The organism is Heyndrickxia sp. NPDC080065, from assembly GCF_050281185.1.
Lineage (GTDB): Bacteria > Bacillota > Bacilli > Bacillales > Bacillaceae_C > Heyndrickxia.
On the sequence record NZ_JBNNWS010000002.1, the window covers coordinates 125957 to 144266 of the forward strand.

At 36.7% G+C, this 18310-nt stretch carries 14 protein-coding genes and 2 riboswitches; of the genes, 2 read left to right on the plus strand and 12 right to left on the minus strand.

Translation table 11 applies throughout. From position 1 onward, the window contains the following. The first annotated feature begins 391 nt into the window (after window positions 1–391). Entirely contained in the window at window positions 392–1537 is a 1146-nt protein-coding gene (locus ACQKP0_RS02780; protein ID WP_427404277.1) for a DUF5050 domain-containing protein, read from the plus strand. Between the two features lie 568 nt (window positions 1538–2105). Here ACQKP0_RS02780 and ACQKP0_RS02785 read toward each other — a convergent pair. Next, the gene (locus ACQKP0_RS02785; RefSeq protein ID WP_427404278.1) at window positions 2106–2762 is read right to left on the minus strand and encodes a Type 1 glutamine amidotransferase-like domain-containing protein; all 657 of its coding nucleotides are present in this window, start codon (window positions 2760–2762) and stop codon (window positions 2106–2108) included. A 244-nt stretch (window positions 2763–3006) separates the two neighbouring features. Next, window positions 3007–3459, minus strand: a complete 453-nt coding sequence (locus tag ACQKP0_RS02790) for an SRPBCC family protein (RefSeq protein ID WP_427404279.1) — start codon at window positions 3457–3459, stop codon at window positions 3007–3009. 421 nt (window positions 3460–3880) lie between these two features. Between ACQKP0_RS02790 and ACQKP0_RS02795 the strand changes: the two genes are divergently transcribed. Next, the gene (locus tag ACQKP0_RS02795) at window positions 3881–4252 is read left to right on the plus strand and encodes a hypothetical protein (protein ID WP_427404280.1); all 372 of its coding nucleotides are present in this window, start codon (window positions 3881–3883) and stop codon (window positions 4250–4252) included. Window positions 4253–4871: 619 nt separating this feature from the next. On the opposite strand, the gene metH is transcribed toward ACQKP0_RS02795, so the two are convergent. The 10 genes from metH to ACQKP0_RS02845 all read right to left on the minus strand — a co-directional run bounded on the left by metH (window position 4872) and on the right by ACQKP0_RS02845 (window position 18272). Next, window positions 4872–8312, minus strand: coding sequence for a methionine synthase (metH, locus tag ACQKP0_RS02800; protein WP_427404281.1), 3441 nt, complete (start codon window positions 8310–8312; stop codon window positions 4872–4874). Beyond that, a complete protein-coding gene (locus ACQKP0_RS02805; protein ID WP_427404282.1) occupies window positions 8293–10137 on the minus strand; it encodes a bifunctional homocysteine S-methyltransferase/methylenetetrahydrofolate reductase in 1845 nt (614 codons plus the stop codon). The genes metH and ACQKP0_RS02805 overlap by 20 nt, the downstream gene beginning before the upstream one ends. A 30-nt stretch (window positions 10138–10167) precedes the next feature. Beyond that, complete coding sequence (gene metC / locus ACQKP0_RS02810) at window positions 10168–11352, minus strand: cystathionine beta-lyase (protein ID WP_427404283.1); 1185 nt, start codon at window positions 11350–11352, stop codon at window positions 10168–10170. Then, on the minus strand, window positions 11349–12470 hold the full coding sequence (locus ACQKP0_RS02815; RefSeq protein WP_427404284.1) for a methionine biosynthesis PLP-dependent protein: 1122 nt from the start codon (window positions 12468–12470) through the stop codon (window positions 11349–11351). Before ACQKP0_RS02815 ends, metC begins: the two co-directional genes overlap by 4 nt. Before the next feature lie 268 nt (window positions 12471–12738). Continuing rightward, window positions 12739–12845, minus strand: a riboswitch (SAM riboswitch). A gap of 67 nt (window positions 12846–12912) precedes the next feature. Next, window positions 12913–13404 (minus strand): hypothetical protein, encoded by a 492-nt coding sequence (locus ACQKP0_RS02820; RefSeq protein ID WP_427404285.1) that lies wholly within the window; start codon window positions 13402–13404, stop codon window positions 12913–12915. A 50-nt stretch (window positions 13405–13454) separates the two neighbouring features. Next, window positions 13455–14093 (minus strand): permease prefix domain 1-containing protein, encoded by a 639-nt coding sequence (locus ACQKP0_RS02825; protein ID WP_427404286.1) that lies wholly within the window; start codon window positions 14091–14093, stop codon window positions 13455–13457. After that, window positions 14093–14419, minus strand: coding sequence for a PadR family transcriptional regulator (locus ACQKP0_RS02830; protein ID WP_427404287.1), 327 nt, complete (start codon window positions 14417–14419; stop codon window positions 14093–14095). Before ACQKP0_RS02830 ends, ACQKP0_RS02825 begins: the two co-directional genes overlap by 1 nt. Window positions 14420–14498: 79 nt before the next feature. After that, entirely contained in the window at window positions 14499–15551 is a 1053-nt protein-coding gene (locus ACQKP0_RS02835; RefSeq protein WP_427404288.1) for a hypothetical protein, read from the minus strand. Between the two features lie 325 nt (window positions 15552–15876). Further along, a complete protein-coding gene (thiT, locus tag ACQKP0_RS02840) occupies window positions 15877–16449 on the minus strand; it encodes an energy-coupled thiamine transporter ThiT (RefSeq protein ID WP_427404289.1) in 573 nt (190 codons plus the stop codon). Between the two features lie 114 nt (window positions 16450–16563). Next, a riboswitch (TPP riboswitch) is annotated at window positions 16564–16664 on the minus strand. Between the two features lie 351 nt (window positions 16665–17015). Next, on the minus strand, window positions 17016–18272 hold the full coding sequence (locus ACQKP0_RS02845) for an ammonium transporter (RefSeq protein ID WP_427404290.1): 1257 nt from the start codon (window positions 18270–18272) through the stop codon (window positions 17016–17018). Window positions 18273–18310: the final 38 nt, after the last annotated feature.

Genomic DNA, 18310 nt, shown 5'->3' on the forward strand with positions numbered 1-18310 from the left:
TACCATCCTATTCTACCGAACCTATCCTATATGTTGATTCATTTAGCAGCTAACGAATTATTTTTGCACAATGAACTGCTGTTCAAAATATACAAACTATTAATGACCTTCTATTTTCTGATGAGCTTCAACACACTCAAAATGAAAATAAGTCTAATGACATATAACTTTTACCAATAAACTTGATAAAATTAATATTAAGTAATTACTTACAAAAAGAGGAAGGGCCTTTAGACAAGCTTTAACAAAAATGTTCCAGGAACATCGTCTTTTTGATTTCCCATTTATCTTAAGTAGGTACTGGAGCTGGACATTTTGAAAATGCACAATAAATGCCTATCAAACTAATACTCTATCCAATTACTTAAAAATGTAGATAAGGGGAAGGGGAATGAATTTGAAAAAAATACTGCTTGTCATTACATCATTTATTTTGGCTGTATCTATTTTCCTGCAACCAAAGTCTGCTTCAGCAAGTTCATTATCTGGATTGGATCAAACGCTTTATCAAGGAATGAAAGAATATCGTACGGAAATCAATGTAAGTAAGTATCGTGTTACTTTAAAGGAATGTGAAGATCATTTTCTTCGTGTGTTAGGAAATCATCCCGAAATATTCTATGTTCATGTTGGAAAAACTTTATATTACTATGACCAAAACAAAAAGATTGTGAAAGTAAAAGTAACATACGTTGGTTCAAAAGCAACGATTAAGAAAATGAAAAGCAAGTTTGACAAAACAGTAGCTAAAATTATCCATGATCAAATTAAACCTTCCTATTCAGAATTTAAAAAGGAAAAGGCACTTCATGATTATGTAGTGAAGACCACATCTTACGACATAAAAAGCTGGAACAACTATATCAAAACAAAAAAACCAATGCCAAGCAGTGTTTCAACAGCCTATGGCGCACTTGTGAATAAAAAAGCTGTATGTGATGGGTATGCGAAAGCTATGAAGCTATTGTTAAACAAAGTAGGAATCAAAGCTTATTATGTAATAGGGAAAGGGAACGGACAGCTTCATGCTTGGAATCTTGTTAGAATTAATAAGAAATATTATTATTTAGACGCGACTTGGGATGATCCTTCCCCTGACCAAAAAGGACGACTTAACTTCCAATATTTTAATATGACTGAGAAAGAGCTTAAAAAGGATCATACTTGGAGTACGAAAGATTTACCAAAAGCGACAAGTACAACCTATAAATATATGAGAAATATGAAATTCCCTGTCCAAAAAGGAAACAATATTTATTATAGCAATTCATCGGATAAAGACTCCTTGTACCGCATTAATGAAAAAGGGAGCAGCAAGAAAAAACTACTTAACCATCGCACCTATTGGCTTACAGAAAAAAGCGGCCGGATTTATTTTAGTGACTATTCTAATGGAGGCTACATCTATAAAATAAATACAGACGGCAAAGGCTATAAACAAGTTAATAATGCATGGTCAACAAATCTACAAATTAAAGGAAACTACTTGTATTACAAAAATGAAAAAGACAAAAAAACATATAAGGTAAAAATATAGTTTAACCATTAGGGTTTTCGTATAAGAAAAAGGCTTCGGCTGGGAATTAATGCAGGGTTTTGTTTCCTAATTGTTATGAAAATGACCTTGGGCGGGAATCAATATGGGGTTTTGATTACCGTTAGTCATGAAAATGGCCCTAGACGGGAATCAATGTGGAGTTTTGATTCCCGTTAATCTTGAAAATGGTCTTGGATGGGAATCAATGCGGGATTTTGATTACCGTTGATCGTGAAAATAGCCTTGGACGGGAATCAATGCGGGATTTTGATTACCGTTGATCGGAAAAATGACCTGTGAGACATACTTTAAGCTTTTTCTATATGAAGTATAGCTGTAGCTTTCAAATAAAGTTTGATCAAATTGATACTAATAACCTTGATAAATGATCAAAGAAAAGAGCGTGTTTTGGAAAAAAGATTGATCAAAACACGCTCTAATTATTTTCAGTTGACTCATTTTTTTATAAAAAAGTTTGATTATTTTTTCGTTGGTCCATAATTGTTGGTTTAAAATAGAAGTTTTGCATAAAGAATTTATTCAGTTAAGCCATAGCTATTCACCACAACTAGAGCGTCTCATCCAATTTCTGAATCTTTGAGTGGGAAATTAAATATACATTGCCTAAAATGTCGATTTTGTCTCCCTTTACACGTACAGCGCAATCTTTGTTCGACGCATAAATATTCATTTCTTCCGATAAGGGAGACAGTTCGTCTTGAACCAACGCAATGTTATTTTCAAGATCAAAATGAGACAGGACGGAAAAATTGTCAAGGCCGATTCCGTCGTAAACAGAGCTTATTTCAACTTTATAGCCAAAGTTTTTCGAGCATAACCATTTAGCGGACATGTTGATTGCACCAGCGCTTGCCCCCATCACAACGGCTCTGCTTTTTTTTATCAAATCCGACAATTCATATTCCATCAAAAACCCATTTTGTTTAAGAGTATTTCCACCCAACAAGAAAATGACTGAAGCATTTTTAATTAAGGTTTGGGCATCTTCCTTCTGTACGCGATAATTAATTAAATGATATTCATCAAACATAATGCCGGCCTGGTCAAGCCACGAGCGTTCAGTAGCACCATCATCTTCATAAAAAAATGGATTCGAGCTAATCATAGCAAGCGATTTTCTATCAGCTATATCCTCCTGCAACACCCTGCCCAGATTCTCTGGAAAAAAATTATTAAACCAGCCTAAATAAAAATGAGTTTTCATAAGTACCCCCGTAGCAAAGTGAACATAACATTAATTTCCTGCATTACTCATTCTTTTTTCTTGTCACCAACACATTACTCTCAATATGTTCCGTTTGCGATGCCAAATGTAATGGATTGTGACACAATTTTATCAATTTTCTCCAAACAGTATAACTTTATTTTAACGATACATCTTTTTTACAAACGGTACGACTTTATTTCAAATCTACAAATTTATCAGAATATTGTTTGTTAGAACCTGCCTAACTTTCGGCTAACTTCTTTATTATTGGAAGTACCTTGTCCCATATCTCAACAGTTAGATCCCGGTATTTCTCCCCATCCGTCATTACAGAAAAATCTCCCTGTAAAATATGAAGAAATGTCTTCCCTTTTTCCTCGGACAATTCAAAGGTAATGCCATCTTCTTCAGTTACAGGCGGTCTTTCCGGACTTCGAACATCAAACACGGTAAAACGGAGAAGTCTTTTTTGATTGGCAGCCGTCACATTCCCTTCTACAATGACATTGCCATCTTGACCTTTCCAAAGGACAGGACTACCAAGCTTCCAATCTGATTCAATGTGAAATTCAGGTCCGCCACTTGAAAATTCTTGTGCCCACTGATCCGAATTTTTCCGCTTGGTAATTGCATTCCACACCTTTGGAGCAGGTGCATTAATTTCAATCGTTTTATCTACAAAAAGTTTTTTCATACAAACCTCCAAAGTTGTTTAATCTATTGGCCATTTTTGATAAAGATACCTTTATAGCTTATAATCAGTGTTTTTTATAAGCAATATAACTACTAAAACATGTACTTCACTTATTAAAAGATATCTATATTATATAATTATCCTTCCTTTAATATCAAAAAATTCAAACATAATAAAATCCCCTATCTTACTGAATGTATAATACTTTTAAAGTGTACGAACAAAAACCAACTTTACAATTTTCTACAATATTTTTTAGAATTGCTCCTAATCAAACGTTTGATTAAATAATGCAGATCCTCAATAAAATGAGCATTTCCCTTTATTTTGTAGTAAAAATTATGTCGGATAAGCTCGAATATTAATGTGTAACTTTTCTATTTTTCCTTCGTTAATTATATTGTGAGGAGGGGGATGAGATTTGAAAAGACCTTTAGGCGTATCTTTAATCAGTTACTTTTACATTTTTGGTGCAGGAGTATTGATTGTCACTGCAATATTTTTTAATGAAAATGCAGATAAGTTTGGTATTGCAGATAGATTTGGGTTGCCAAACTTTCCAGAACAATTATTTAGAATCTTAATGGCAGTTGTTTCCATAATCATTATTTATGGCTATATTCGTTTAAAAAGATGGGGATTTTGGTTGATGATTTTATATTCATTTGGATTCGGACTAATAAGTTATATTCTATTATTTTCATATAACCAGCAGCCGTTTACAGGGAATTTCATTTGGTCAATATTCGTTTTGATTTATACCTTCTATGCAAGAAAAGCTTTTAACAGTTAATTTTTTCGACAATAGAGATATAAATATTTTAGCTTATTCATTTTAGTATTGGAGAGGCTGTTTTCGTAAAGTTTGTTGCTTTTTTTGTGATATTGTATTAACAATCTGAGTTGATTGTAGCGGAGGGCACTTGACTCCTGCGGGAAAAAGAGGGAAGTGGGAGACCCCGCAGGCGGTAACGCCGAGGAGGCTCCCATCCCTCCCCGCGGAAAGCAAGTGTCTGGAGCGGAAATCAACGGACTAAGTTTATAGTCTAAAAACAACAATTTATACGAAAAGAGCCATTGGAGAAGAACCCAATTAACTAGGATTTGATTCTCCAGCAATATGATAATTGATAAAAGAGGATTAATTTTTCTTACAACAGAAAAAAATTAATCCTCTACAATTTTCTACAAAGATTATTCAAAACAAACTTAATCAAACGTTTGATTGAACATCGATAAAGAACAATCACTATAGGACTTTCTACAAATTCACATTAAGAAATTTGTAAAAATAACTGCCTCTCAGAAAATTAATCAAACGTTTGGTTAAAAATCCTTAATCCCTTCATCTATCAAGCTATACTATGGAAAACCTTTAAAAAAAGTGTCGAACCAATTTTTAACCTATTACTCTACAATACATTAAAATATCTTGCTTCTGGATGTGAGAAAACAAGCGCGGTGACCGCTGCTTCTGGTTCCATCATGAAGCCTTCTGTTAAATGGAGACCAATTTTTTCTGGTTGTATTAGCTTAAATAGCTTTTCTTGGTCCTCCAGATTAGGACAAGCAGGGTATCCGAAAGAAAAACGCTGTCCTTGGTATTTTGCAGAAAACCTTTGCTGCATCGTAAAGTCGGGTGCATCTGGGAAGCCCCATTGATCACGCATTAGCTGGTGGACTCTTTCAGCAAACCCCTCGGCAAATTCTAATGCCATTGATTGCAATGCATGACTGCGGAAGTAATCCCCTTGCTCTTTAAATTGATTGGCACGTGTACGAATATTTTTCCCAGCTACAACTGCGAACATTCCGACATAATCCATAACACCGCTGTCGACTGATCGTAAATAATCTGCAAGACATAGATATTGCGCCTTTTCTTGACGTGGGAATGTAAATCGTTCAATCTCGGTACTAGGATTCACAGGATCATAAATGATCACATCATTTCCTTCTGACTGTGCAGGGAAAAACTGATAAATTGCTGATGGCTCAATAATTTTTTCATTTTTCACCATAGCTAAAAGATCATCTACCTGCTCTTTTAGCTTCTCCGCTTTTTCATCCTGCTCCTCGAGAAGTCTCGCTACCTTTCCCTTCAATCCTAAATGGTGGCCAAGGAGCATTTGCATATTTACATATGGCTCAATATGAGAAATTGAATAATCTCGTAAAATATGAGACTTTAAGTCACTCGGTATATATACAGGTGCATCCTTTGAAATCGGTGAACGTTCAAAAACCTTCTTAACCGGTTTAGGAATGGTACGCTCAATTTCCAATTGCTGAAGCTGTTTCTCACGCTGCTCCTGCAGAAGAATTTCCCGTTCCTTTTCATCTTGCACTCGATTCGCTAGTGCTAAGCCATCCATCGCATCCTTGGCATATACAACAAGACCGTTATATTCTGGAATGATTTTATTCGTTGTGAACTTTCTTGACAGCGCAGCACCTCCTACTAATATAGGAATATCAATATTCGCTTCTCTTAAATCCTGAGCAGTTAATACCATTTGCTGTGCCGATTTTACAAGTAATCCAGACAATCCAATGAGATTTGGCTTTTCTCTCCTCACCGCTTCAATTAATTCGGAGGGAGCAACTTTAATCCCAAGATCAACCACATCATAGCCATTATTATTTAAAATAATATCCACTAAATTCTTGCCTATATCATGAACATCGCCTTTTACAGTAGCTAACAAAATCTTTCCTTTTGAACTTGTCGCATCATTCTTTTCCATGAATGGTTCTAAAAACGAAACGGAGGTTTTCATGACTTCTGCACTTTGTAATACTTCTGCAACGATTAACTGATTATCATTAAAAAGTCGTCCCACCTCAGACATTCCTTCCATTAATGGTCCATTAATGATAGCTAAAGGAGATGGGTATTCTTCGAGAGCCTTCTGCAAGTCCTCCATTAATCCCTCTTTCGTTCCTTCTACTACATATTCCGCTAATCGTTCAGGCAAGCTTAATGTACGTGCGTCAACTTTTTTCTCTTTCTTTTTCCCACGGTAAAATTCGGTAAAATCCGCTAGTGCTTGTTCACTCGTTTCAAATAATAGCTCCTCAGCCATCCGAACCTCAGCTTCTGGTATCGAAGCAAAACGCTCTAGCTTTTCTGTATTCACAATCGCGTAATCCAGACCTGCTTTTGTACAGTGATATAAAAAGACAGAATTTAATACTTCTCGTCCTGCAGGCGGCAAGCCAAATGAAACATTACTTACCCCTAGTATTGTCTGACATTCTGGAAGTCGCTTCTTAATGAGCCTGATTCCTTCTACCGTTTCCTTTGCTGCACGAAAATATTGTTCATCCCCCGTTCCAGCAGGAAAGACGAGCGGATCAAAAATGATATCACTTGGATTAATTTTATATTTATTCACGAGAAGGTCATAAGATCTTAAAGCAATCTCCAACTTCCGTTCCGCAGTTACACCCATACCGACCTCATCAATTGTTCCTACAACAATTGCACCGCCATATTGAAGCAAAAGTGGTGTAACTTGTTCAAAACGCTCCTCCCCATTTTCAAGATTAATCGAATTAATGATACTTTTTCCTTGGCAGTATTTAAATGCACGTTCAATGACCGCCTCATCGGTAGAATCAATCATTAATGGCACTTTTACCTTTTTGACAATTTCCTGAATAAAATACTCCATATCCTCGATTTCTTCGCGATCAGGATCTGCCAAACAAATATCAATAATATGGGCTCCATTCTTAACTTGGGCACGAGCTACTTCACTAGCTTCCTCATATTTCCCCTCTGCAATTAAGCGTTTAAATTTACGGGAACCGATAACATTCGTGCGTTCACCGACGAATAAAGGACGGACACTTTCATCTTCATAGATAAAAGGTTCAATGCCCGATACAGAATGGGGGTGTCCCGTATTTGGTAATCTTGGCGGAATATTTTGTAAGGCATCTACCATCGCTTTTATATGTGCAGGTGTTGTTCCACAGCAGCCTCCAGCAACATTCAGCCATCCTTTTTCTGCAAATGCTTTGATTTTGGCAGCTAAAGATTCCGGAGTTTCATGATACTTGCCTTCTTCATCCGGTAAACCTGCATTCGGATAACAGCTAACCGCTGTAGTTGATAAATCAGAGAGTGCCCGAATATGCTCCGACATAAATTCTGGCCCTGTTGCACAGTTAAGGCCAACGGCAATTGGATTCATATGCTCAACTGAGATATAGAAAGCCTCGATGCTCTGACCTGCTAAAGTTGTTCCCATCGGTTCAATGGTTCCAGATATTAAGAGAGGAATTTTCTTGTGTAATTTTTCAAAAGCAGCCGAAATGCCAAGAAATGCAGCTTTAACATTTAATAGGTCCTGAGATGTTTCTAAGAGAAGAACATCAGCTCCACCACGGATTAATCCTCTCGCTTGCTCCTCATAGGCGTCTTTTAGCTGTTCAAACGTAGCTCCGCCGGTTACTGATAAAGTCTTAGTTGTAGGTCCCATCGAACCTGCAACGAAACGCGGATGGTCTTCTGTAGAAAAATCTACAGCAGCTTGTTTAGCAATTTTCGCCGCTTCAAAGTTGATTTCTTCTGCCAAATTCCCAAGCTGATATTCATCTAAGACAATACTAGTCGCACCGAATGTATTTGTTTCGATCACATCTGCCCCAGACTCAAGGTATTCCCGGTGAATTTGTTCAATTACATTTGGTGCGGTAATGATTAAATATTCATTACAACCTTCATATTCTTCCCCACCGAAATCCTTTGCTGTTAAATTTCGATCTTGAATCATCGTTCCCATCGCACCATCTAATATGATGATTTTTTTCTTCAGCTGTTGTTCAAATAACGTTTGTGCCATGGATGACCTGCTCCTTTTCATGTATATAATTCGAACATTCGACCGTTAAATCATAACGGACAAATGGGGTAATCAAATAAATGCCATTAAAATAATCCATGGCAGTATCAATCAGCGATTTTGAGATAGCTAAGCTTTCTCTCGTTGCTTGAATTGGGTCATCCTTAGCCTTTTCCATTGTTTCTAAAATGGAGTCCGTTAAGCTTATCCCAGGAACCTCATGATGTAAAAAATTCGCATTTTTATAGCTTGTTAACGGCATAATGCCAATATAAATAGGTGTATCTAAATGCTTAGTTGCTTCATACACTTCGATTATTTTTTCCTCGCTAAAAAGAGGCTGGGTAATAAAATAGTCAGCACCACTCTTGATTTTCTTCTCGAGACGACCGACTGCACGGTCGAGATTTCTGACATTTGGATTGAATGCTGCTGCAACGGAAAAAGAAGCTTTTTGCCGTAATGACTTTCCTGAATACGAAATTCCTTCATTAAATTGTTTAATCATTTGGATTAAGTCCATAGATGAAACATCATAAACAGATGTAGCTCCCGGAAAGTCTCCAATTTTCGAAGGATCACCAGTAACAGCTAAAACCTGATTAATCCCCAGTGCATCAAGACCCATTAAATGAGATTGCAATCCAATTAAATTTCGATCACGACAAGTAATATGAACGAGCGGGCGAATGTTATATTGCTCTTTTAAAATCGTCCCCATCGCGACATTACTCATTCTTGGTGAAGCTAAAGAATTATCCGCCATCGTAATCGCATCGATATTTGCTGCTTTTAATGCTTTTGCTCCTTCAATAAAGCGATCTGTTTGAAGATGCTTCGGTGTATCTAGTTCCACAATGATCGATGTCCGTTTCCTTACAATCTCGTGAAGTGGCGGTTCATCATCTACACGCGGGGAAACTAATTCAATTTTCTCCCGAACCGGCTTTACCACTTTCTGTGTAATCGGCTGGAGCCCACGAACCCCCTCAGAAATCGCCTTTATATGCTCAGGAGTCGTTCCACAGCAGCCTCCAATTAAGCGAACCCCTTGTTTCACTAGTTGAACGGCACACTCCTTGAAATAACCCGCATTATTTGTAAAAACAAAACGGCCATCCTCGTAATCTAATAAACTTGCATTTGGATAAGCTGATAAATAAGCATTGTTAGGCAGCGGCACCTCTTCAAGTGATTGAATCATATGATGCGGACCGAGCCGGCAATTTAAACCAACAATGTCTGCACCTAGCTCCTCCAATTGCTTTAATCCGTCCTTTAAATCTAACCCATTTTGCAGCACACCAGGCTCTAACAGTGAAAATTGTGCTATAACAGGGATATCTATTTCCAATTTCGCAATCTCAACCACTGAAAAAAGTTCCTCTACATCATAAAAGGTTTCAAGAAGGATCCCGTCAACACCTTCATTTAGTATATGAAACAACTGCTCTCTAAAGCTTCTTTTAATCTCAGACAATGAGATGTCTGCTTTCCGTACCCCCCTATACCCTCCGAAGGAACCCAAAATAATCGTTTCACCTGTTGCCGCTTTTTTCGCAATTCGAACTGCTTCTACATTAATCGCCTTTACTTGTTCTTCGAGCCCATACTGGCCAAGCTTAAAATAATTGGCTCCATACGTATTCGTTTGAATGACCTGTGCCCCTGCCTGAATATAGGCTTTATGGATATTATAAATGTCCTCAGGATGGGACAAATTAAATTCCTCATAGCAAGTGTCCTTCCCATAAGAATAAAGAAGTGTACCCATCGCCCCATCTGCTACTAGAATAGAAGATTTAAGTCTCTCTTTAATGTTCATATTAACCACACCTTTATAATAATTTCCAACTTACACTTGATTGCTTACACCAACTAAACTCGATGCTGTTACAAGGGCTTGCTCGATATCCTCGATCAGGTCCTTAACATTCTCAAGCCCTACAGACAAACGCAGTAACCCATCTGTAATTCCTCTTTTCTCCCTTTCTCCTTTTGGCATCGCCGCATGGGACATTGTTGCAGGGTACGATAAAATTGACTCCACCGCTCCCAAGCTGACCGCAAAAACAGGAATTTCCAAATGCTCTACGAAAGCTTTCGTTATTGCTTGATTAGGAAGCTGAAAAGATAAAACAGCTCCAGCACCGGCTGCTTGTCGGAAATGGATTGAATGCCCTGGATGGGTAGTAAACCCTGGGTAAAACACTTCTTCTACAAGTGGATGCTTTTGTAAATAGGTAGCAATTTCTATAGCAGACTGTGAAGATTGCCCGAGCCGAACACTTAATGTTTTCATCCCTCTTAATAGAAGCCAGCAATCGTGGACACCGAGGATTGAACCGAATGCATTTTGTATAAAGCCTAATTGCTTAGCGAGATGGACATCTTTAACCACCGCTAATCCTGCAACGACATCACTATGACCCGATAAAAATTTTGTTGCACTATGCAATACAATATCCGCGCCAAGGTCAAGCGGCCTTTGAAGAAGAGGTGTCATAAATGTATTGTCTACAAAGACTAAACAATCATTTGCTTTTGCCAGCTTCACAATCCCTTCAATGTCCGTGATGGAAAGAAGCGGGTTAGAAGGAGTTTCAACGTATACTACTTTTGTGTTCGGTTTAAAGGATGCTGCCACTTCATGTAAATCAGTCATATTAACGAAAGTGTGCTCGATTTTGAACCTCGATAAAACCTCTGTAATCATCCGATAGGTTCCACCGTAAACATCCTTTGAAATCAAAACATGATCCCCTGCTGAAAGCAGCATAAAAGCAGAAGAGATTGCTGCCATCCCAGACGTAAATGCAAATCCTTTCGCTCCCCCTTCAAGCTCAGCGATTGCATCCTCTAGTACCTGTCTTGTAGGATTGCCGGAACGGCTATAATCAAAAGGGCCAAATGTATCAAATTGATTTTGGTGAAATGTAGAAGAATAATGAATAGGCGGATTAATAGCTCCATTTGCTACATCGATAAACGAAGATTGAGAAATCAGTTTCGTTTCAATGTCAAAATGATCTCTGCTCATCGAATCAATTCCTCCTGTTTAACCGTTGTAAAAGCCTGCTCTAAATCACTTTCTAAATCCTCTACGTGCTCCACTCCAACTGAAAACCGAAGTAATCGATTGCAAACTCCGTTCTTAATTCGAATTTCCTCTGGGATATCTCCATGCGTTTGTGTCGCCGGATACGTGATAAAGCTTTCGACACCCCCTAGACTTTCTGCAAATGTAATGAGATTTAGATTTTGCAGAAATGCTGGGACCCACTCTTCTTTTTCCAAGCGAAATGAAACCATGCCCCCTTTGTTCGGATAAAATACATCGGTCACTTCCGATCTTTCACGTAAAAAGGCGACAAGCTGCTTGGCATTTTCTTGGTGTTTTTCCATTCTTAATGCGAGTGTCTTCAGTCCTCTTATTAAAAGCCAGGAATCAAACGGAGAGAGGACAGCACCTGCTCCATTATGAAATGCGGCAAGACGACCGCATATTTCCTCACCTTTAGCGACAACCAGTCCTGCTAAAACATCATTATGTCCGCCGATATATTTCGTTGCACTATGTATAACAATATCGGCTCCTTGAATGATCGGTTTTTGAAGATAGGGCGTGAGAAATGTATTATCGACAATAAGTAGCAAATGATGTTTCTTTGCAATGGCTGCAACTGCTTCAATATCGGTTTCAATCATTAACGGATTAGTCGGTGTTTCAATGAAAATGGCTTTCGTTCTTTCATTAATTGATTTCTCCAACAGCTCTAGATTATTAACATTAATATAATTAGCTGTGATGCCATAAGCTTTTGAATAGTGTTCAAACAACCGATAGGTCCCGCCATATAAATCATCTGTTGCGATCAATTCGTCATCTTTTTGAAAAAGGGATAGAACAAGCTGTATCGCCGCCATCCCCGAGCTACAGGCATAGCCTTGATCCCCTTCCTCTAATTTCGCAAAGCTCTCCTCTAGAAGAGCACGTGTCGGATTTTTCGTCCGAGAATAATCAAAGCCGGTTGATAACCCAATTCCTTCATGACGGTAAGCAGTTGATAAATAGATCGGCGGATTAACCGTGCCCGTCTCCGTTTCACTTCGATTCCCAACTTGAACAAGTTTTGTTTGAATATGATGGTTTCCCATAAACTTTCCTCCCTTTTATGAAAAGGGGTGAGCGTCGCTAACTTTTTTAGTATTTTCAATCGACGATTAATTCTAACTAAAATAGCATAAATAATTAGTCTAACTTCGCTCTGCTCACACCGCCTTATTAGAAGAATTCTAATTCCTTCATGATAAATGGTAGAGACGATAATCGGCTCTATATTGGTTTTGTACGTACGAATATGGGGAGAAAAAACAACAAAAAAAGGACTCCTATAAGAAGAAGTCCTGTTCAGTCATTAGATTCTCCTTATCGTTCAGGTTTAAAACCTGCTGGAATTAGCACCGTGTCATAAAAAATGACTGGTTGCTGAGGCGTCATAGGGCCAGTCCCTCAACCTCTCTAGATAAGATTTTGATTATTTAATTATCCCGAAATATTTTAGCTTAATGAATAATTTACAATAATTAGCTAAAATAATCAAGATAAATTTATTTTAGAAATTTTATGCGGCAGCAAAAATGCAATCACTCCAATTAATGTAGCAAAGAAACAGACGATCATTCCGATCATATATCCTAGTCCAGTCATAAACATGTCCTCACCCGGATACGATGGTTTGATGGTAGAATTTTTATAAGCTAAATAGATGAATAGTCCGATATATATGGATTGACCGACTATTACCGCATGTAGCCTTTTTAATAAAGGCTTCCTAAAGCTTTCTTTTATAAATACCCATGCAATCACACTTACAACCGGTGATATTACAATAAAAAAAGGTGTTGAAAACGGGATGAAAAAAACACCTAAAATAGTCAAACCTATTAATATAATGTTTATTACTAATATCGAGCCTCCTGCAGTCCATGCATTTTTAAAATCAAATCTTGTTTTAAGATTTTGTCGGATAAATATTAAACTAAAAAACGCTAAAAATAGTGCAATACATCCCAACATGGTTAACGACATATTTTCCCCCTCCTAATATACATAGAAATTCTATGTAGTATTTTAAAAAATTAGAGACCATTTACGATCCCAAATTTATAAGCTACTTTACTAATCGGATAGAAACATAAAGTGGACAAAACACAAAAGAAAAGAAACATCGGATTTAATAAAGGTGAGAAAAAGCCTTCTGGATAAAATTCAAAAAGAACCGCTACCATTAAAGCTACATTAGGAATTAAAGCGACTATTAACGTTTTACGTACAAGCCTTTTCCCCTTTGGTCCATATTGTTTACCGATAAAATATCCTATGTAAAACCAGTAAAGTAAATAAAGCAGAAGAATGTACTCAGACATATGGACCAAGAAAGTCCAGACATTGCTCAATATCGGAAATAACGATGCTTGATTGCTGATTGCTATGAAAAAACCGCCAATAAAAAAACACCAGTTTATTAGAATAAAATGTATTGGGGTATTCTGTTTTGAATTGGATGTTGTACAAAAACCCTTTCCTAATTCTATAGGATCCCCCATGGAATCGAGTACCTCTTCAAGCGCTTGTTTCTCACTAACCCCTAATAGCATTCTTTCCTTTACTCCCTCTTCAATATGCGAAGAGATTTCATTACAAATTCCAACTGCATCAGGATGATTGTCTAAAGCTACTTTTACATTATCTATATATTCAACCTTTAACTTTAACATTATGAATCTCCCAACACCTTGGACATCACACTGACAAAACTGTTCCATTCCTTTGACTTATGAAGTAAAACCTCTTTTCCATCCTTTGTAATACGGTAATATTTTCGAGCTGGCCCCTTTTCCTGCTCCTGCCAATAGGAATCAATATATCCCTTTTCCTCTAACTTTTTCAATGCAGGATATAATGTCCCTTCTTTTACATGAAGTGCTTCATCACTTCTTCTTTCCATTTCCTTCGCTAATTGGTAACCGTACATGTCTCGTTCATCTAATAAATGCAATAAAAGCAGCGAAGTACTTCCCTTCACAAGTTCCCGATTAAACAAAATATATCACCTACCTAGAAATAAGATGTATAGATTGTTTTTAACATATTAAGGAAACAAAAGCAATAAAAAAATCAATCTACAAATCTTCCCCATTATATTTTAATATTGCTGTGGTATCTTCAGGATAGATATTTCTTATAGCTTCAATAATTTCTTCTTTTCTAGTATTTACTTCTGGTTCAACTACTATATCTTCAAGATCATAAGGTCCTATTCGCCAATGACCAATAACTGCTCCCTTAAATTCTCCATCAATTAACAAATACTGTAATACTTCATAACCCTTATATTTTTCCTTAAGTGCTGACATATTCGCTCGCACTAAAAAATCGGATTTATCCAACATAAATACCGAACGAAAATCAGTTAATTGTTTATATTCTTTTACATCTTCACTTCGCATATAGCCTTTACCGAGATCTTTAATATCAACAAGCGCAATTTTTTCTTCTTCTTGTAATACTGTTATTACAGACCTTATTACTTTAATACTTAAGCTTGACCAGCTCTTAATTTGTTCTTCGGAAGCGAATACCATTCCATTTAAAAAATTTAAGATCACGTTTTTGAGAGAATCTATAAATTCCTCATCACTTACATTTATTTCAAACCATTCAGTAGCAAAATCGAACCATCCTGTATCCCAGTCTGTATCAACCTGGTCTTCATATACTAAAAAGGCTTCTTGTAGACTTTGTAAAGCCTTTGTAATTTCCGAGCTTGTATATGGAAGTTCTCCTTTCAGCTGTTCTTTCGATATTCCTCCGGTTTTCTTAATTAAACCGATAATCTCTTCATGAATGGGCTTAATCGTTTTTAGCGTTTTTCGGAATACTGTAGCATACAGTTTCAAATCTTCTTGGAGTACATATCCAACACGTCCTCCAATAAATCGACCTTTTACCATTCGATGTTTCTCTCTTAATCTACTTGATAGTAAAAAATCATCGATGTTTGTTCGATGTACTAATCTTGGAGGATCGCCTGGCCGTGTAAAATGAACAGGTGCAACGGGCTGTAACAGCCTAAATAGTTCAATATATTCTGTATGTCTATTTTCAATATCAATGGGATCGAGTAAACTTTGTCTCTTCATTCGTTCATATAAAATGATCTCTTTACTGAGCATGCTAGTATTTCTCCTCTTAAAGTATTAGTTAATAATTATTTCTTGCAGCTTTACTAAAAATCCTTTATATCCTTTTTATAAAAACAAAGTATAAATAAAAAATGATAGAGGGCAGCCCGAGGCAATGTTATTGAACACTTTACCTTAGGCTGCCCTCCTTACAATTTTCTACAAAATCAACATCTAAATCCTTAATCAAACGTTTGATTAAAAGATCACTAAACCCTTATTAAACTGATGTTTTTTCTGAATCACCCTACGCGAAAATTGTCACTTAAATATAAGTTTTTCCACAAGGAATGTTGAACTTTTTAAATAGTATCTCTTACGCTAATTTCTTCACTAGGATAGGCGCCATAGAAATAAGAATACCTAAAATAATTGCACAGAGTATGAAAGATCCAATCATTGATGTTCCGTTCGCGATAAAAGAATATAAAACAGCTGATTGCCCTTTTGGAGCATACTTTCCCCAAAAAATAAAGCCTGCAAGAAAGTGCCAAAAATATCGAGCTAAACTTCCGAAAAATACTCCAATAGCGGCCCAGAAAACAGCTTTTCTTCTACTTCCCTCCTGGATGCTGGATTGTATTAAAGGCTGAAAGAAACCAGCTATTCCGATAAATGCAAAAGCGATAAAATATTCGATAAATCCTTGTAAAGGAGTTAAAATACCGCCAGCAGCATCTCCTGTAACAACTTTCAGGAGCCCCCATAATAACCCTGAAACAAAACCCGCTTTTACTCCCCAGCGAAAGGCAACAATAAAGATGGGAACCATCTTAAATGAAATTGAAATAGCTGGGGATAGTTTAATAGATGGTATGAAATCTAAAAGCATAGCAAATGCCGCACATAGTGCTATTTCAATAAGTACAACTAAACGAAAATTTTTCATAAAAAAAATCCCTCCTATGTAATGTTTAATTAATAAACGATACCTCAAGAGGGAATATTTAAGAAAGAATAATTGATCATTATTCATTAAGACTCTTTTTCTATACAAAAACAGCCTTCATTAAAGCCACATCCCTACGCTAGAATTAACTAACAGGTTCGAAGGGTCAGAACTTAATGTTCACTCTCAGCAATATTGCTCCCCTTGTGGTAACGTTATTTAATTGGCACATCCATTGTATACCATTTTCATAAACTATGAAACAATTTTTTCTCTACAAAAAATTTTCAGATATTTTATTAGCAACCTCAAAACGACTTTTCTACAAAAATCGCCAATACCGTATTTAATCAAACGTTTGATTAAATACCTTTAAAACACCGGTATAATAATACTTTCTATAAATTTCATTTGAAAAATTTGCAGAAAAGGCAACTCTCAATAAACTAATCAAACGTTTGATTAAAAGATCGTTAAATCCTAATAAACTAGTATTTCAACTCAATCACACTACGCGAAAATTGTCATTTAAATAAGTTTGTTCCTAACCTCTCGTAACATTTATTTTAACTTGCTTTTCCTTTTGAAATAATTTCCGGATACCCATAGCTGCCATGTTCACTTAAATCAAGACCAACGATTTCTTCTTCTTCAGAAACACGAAGTCCGTTCATGAGCTTTTTCATCACATACAAGATAACAAACGAAACAACAAAAGCATATAAACCTGATACAAATACGCCTATAAATTGCACACCTAATTGATGAAAGCCTCCACCATAAAATAAGCCAGGCGATCCCACTGTTGCCAATTCCTTTGTTGCAAAGAAACCTGTTGATAAAGTTCCCCATACACCTGCTGTTCCGTGAACAGATAAAGCATAGATAGGATCATCAATTTTTCTTTTATCAAAAAATCTCATACTATAAAACACTAATATTCCAGCTACAAAGCCAATTACTACAGATGCCCAAGTAGTGACGAATGCACACGATGCGGTAATAGCTACAAGTCCAGCTAATGCGCCATTTAATATAGTAGTAATATCCGATTTACCTAATACCATCCACGAAATCAGAAGGGCAGCAAATGCACCGGCAGCGGCTGCTAAATTCGTATTTAGCGCAACAAAGCCAAAGAATCCATCTTTAACTGATAGGGTGCTGCCTGCATTAAATCCAAACCATCCAATCCACAGTAAAAGAGTTCCTAATGCTGTAAACACTTGGTTGTGACCAAAAATATTATTCACCGATCCATCTTTATTGTACTTACCAATTCTCGGCTTCAATAAAATTGTAGCAGCTAATGCTGCCATCGCTCCTGTCAAATGGACAACTGTTGAGCCTGCAAAGTCTTGTTTGCCATGTTCAGCTAACCAACCGCCTCCCCAAATCCAATGGGCAATGACTGGATAAACAGCAATTGAAAAGAGGATAGAAAAGATAACATAAGTGGAAAATTTCGCACGCTCTGCAAACCCTCCAAAAGCAATGGTTAATGAGATCGTGGCAAAAGCGAGTTGAAACAAAAAGAAGACTGAAGTAGAGAGATTATTACCATCTATTTCATAACCGGAGTAAAAAAAGTGAGAAAGTCCTATAAAAAAGTTTGAAGAATCACCAAAAATAAAAGCATATCCAACTGACCAAAATATAAGGGATCCAATACCAAATGTAATGATTGTTTTACCAGCAATATGTCCTGCATTTTTCATACGTGCGGATCCGGACTCCAGTAAAATAAATCCACCTTGCATAAGAATAACTAATATTGCCCCCAACATTACCCAAATACTATTCAATAATATTTCTGTTCCCATTGCAATCCTCCTAGTGTTATAAAATATAATAATTTTAT

What these genes read in the sequence shown, in the direction of transcription:
- ACQKP0_RS02820 (WP_427404285.1), bottom strand. Translation starts at nt 13,404, where the DNA reads ATGTCGTTAACCATGTTGGGATGTATTGCACTATTTTTAGCGTTTTTT.
- metH (WP_427404281.1), bottom strand. Translation starts at nt 8,312, where the DNA reads ATGGCACAAACGTTATTTGAACAACAGCTGAAGAAAAAAATCATCATA.
- ACQKP0_RS02815 (WP_427404284.1), bottom strand. Translation starts at nt 12,470, where the DNA reads ATGGGAAACCATCATATTCAAACAAAACTTGTTCAAGTTGGGAATCGA.
- ACQKP0_RS02825 (WP_427404286.1), bottom strand. Translation starts at nt 14,093, where the DNA reads ATGTTAAAGTTAAAGGTTGAATATATAGATAATGTAAAAGTAGCTTTA.
- ACQKP0_RS02780 (WP_427404277.1), top strand. Translation starts at nt 392, where the DNA reads ATGAATTTGAAAAAAATACTGCTTGTCATTACATCATTTATTTTGGCT.
- metC (WP_427404283.1), bottom strand. Translation starts at nt 11,352, where the DNA reads ATGAGCAGAGATCATTTTGACATTGAAACGAAACTGATTTCTCAATCT.
- ACQKP0_RS02785 (WP_427404278.1), bottom strand. Translation starts at nt 2,762, where the DNA reads ATGAAAACTCATTTTTATTTAGGCTGGTTTAATAATTTTTTTCCAGAG.
- ACQKP0_RS02845 (WP_427404290.1), bottom strand. Translation starts at nt 18,272, where the DNA reads ATGGGAACAGAAATATTATTGAATAGTATTTGGGTAATGTTGGGGGCA.
- ACQKP0_RS02790 (WP_427404279.1), bottom strand. Translation starts at nt 3,459, where the DNA reads ATGAAAAAACTTTTTGTAGATAAAACGATTGAAATTAATGCACCTGCT.
- ACQKP0_RS02835 (WP_427404288.1), bottom strand. Translation starts at nt 15,551, where the DNA reads ATGCTCAGTAAAGAGATCATTTTATATGAACGAATGAAGAGACAAAGT.
- ACQKP0_RS02805 (WP_427404282.1), bottom strand. Translation starts at nt 10,137, where the DNA reads ATGAACATTAAAGAGAGACTTAAATCTTCTATTCTAGTAGCAGATGGG.
- thiT (WP_427404289.1), bottom strand. Translation starts at nt 16,449, where the DNA reads ATGAAAAATTTTCGTTTAGTTGTACTTATTGAAATAGCACTATGTGCG.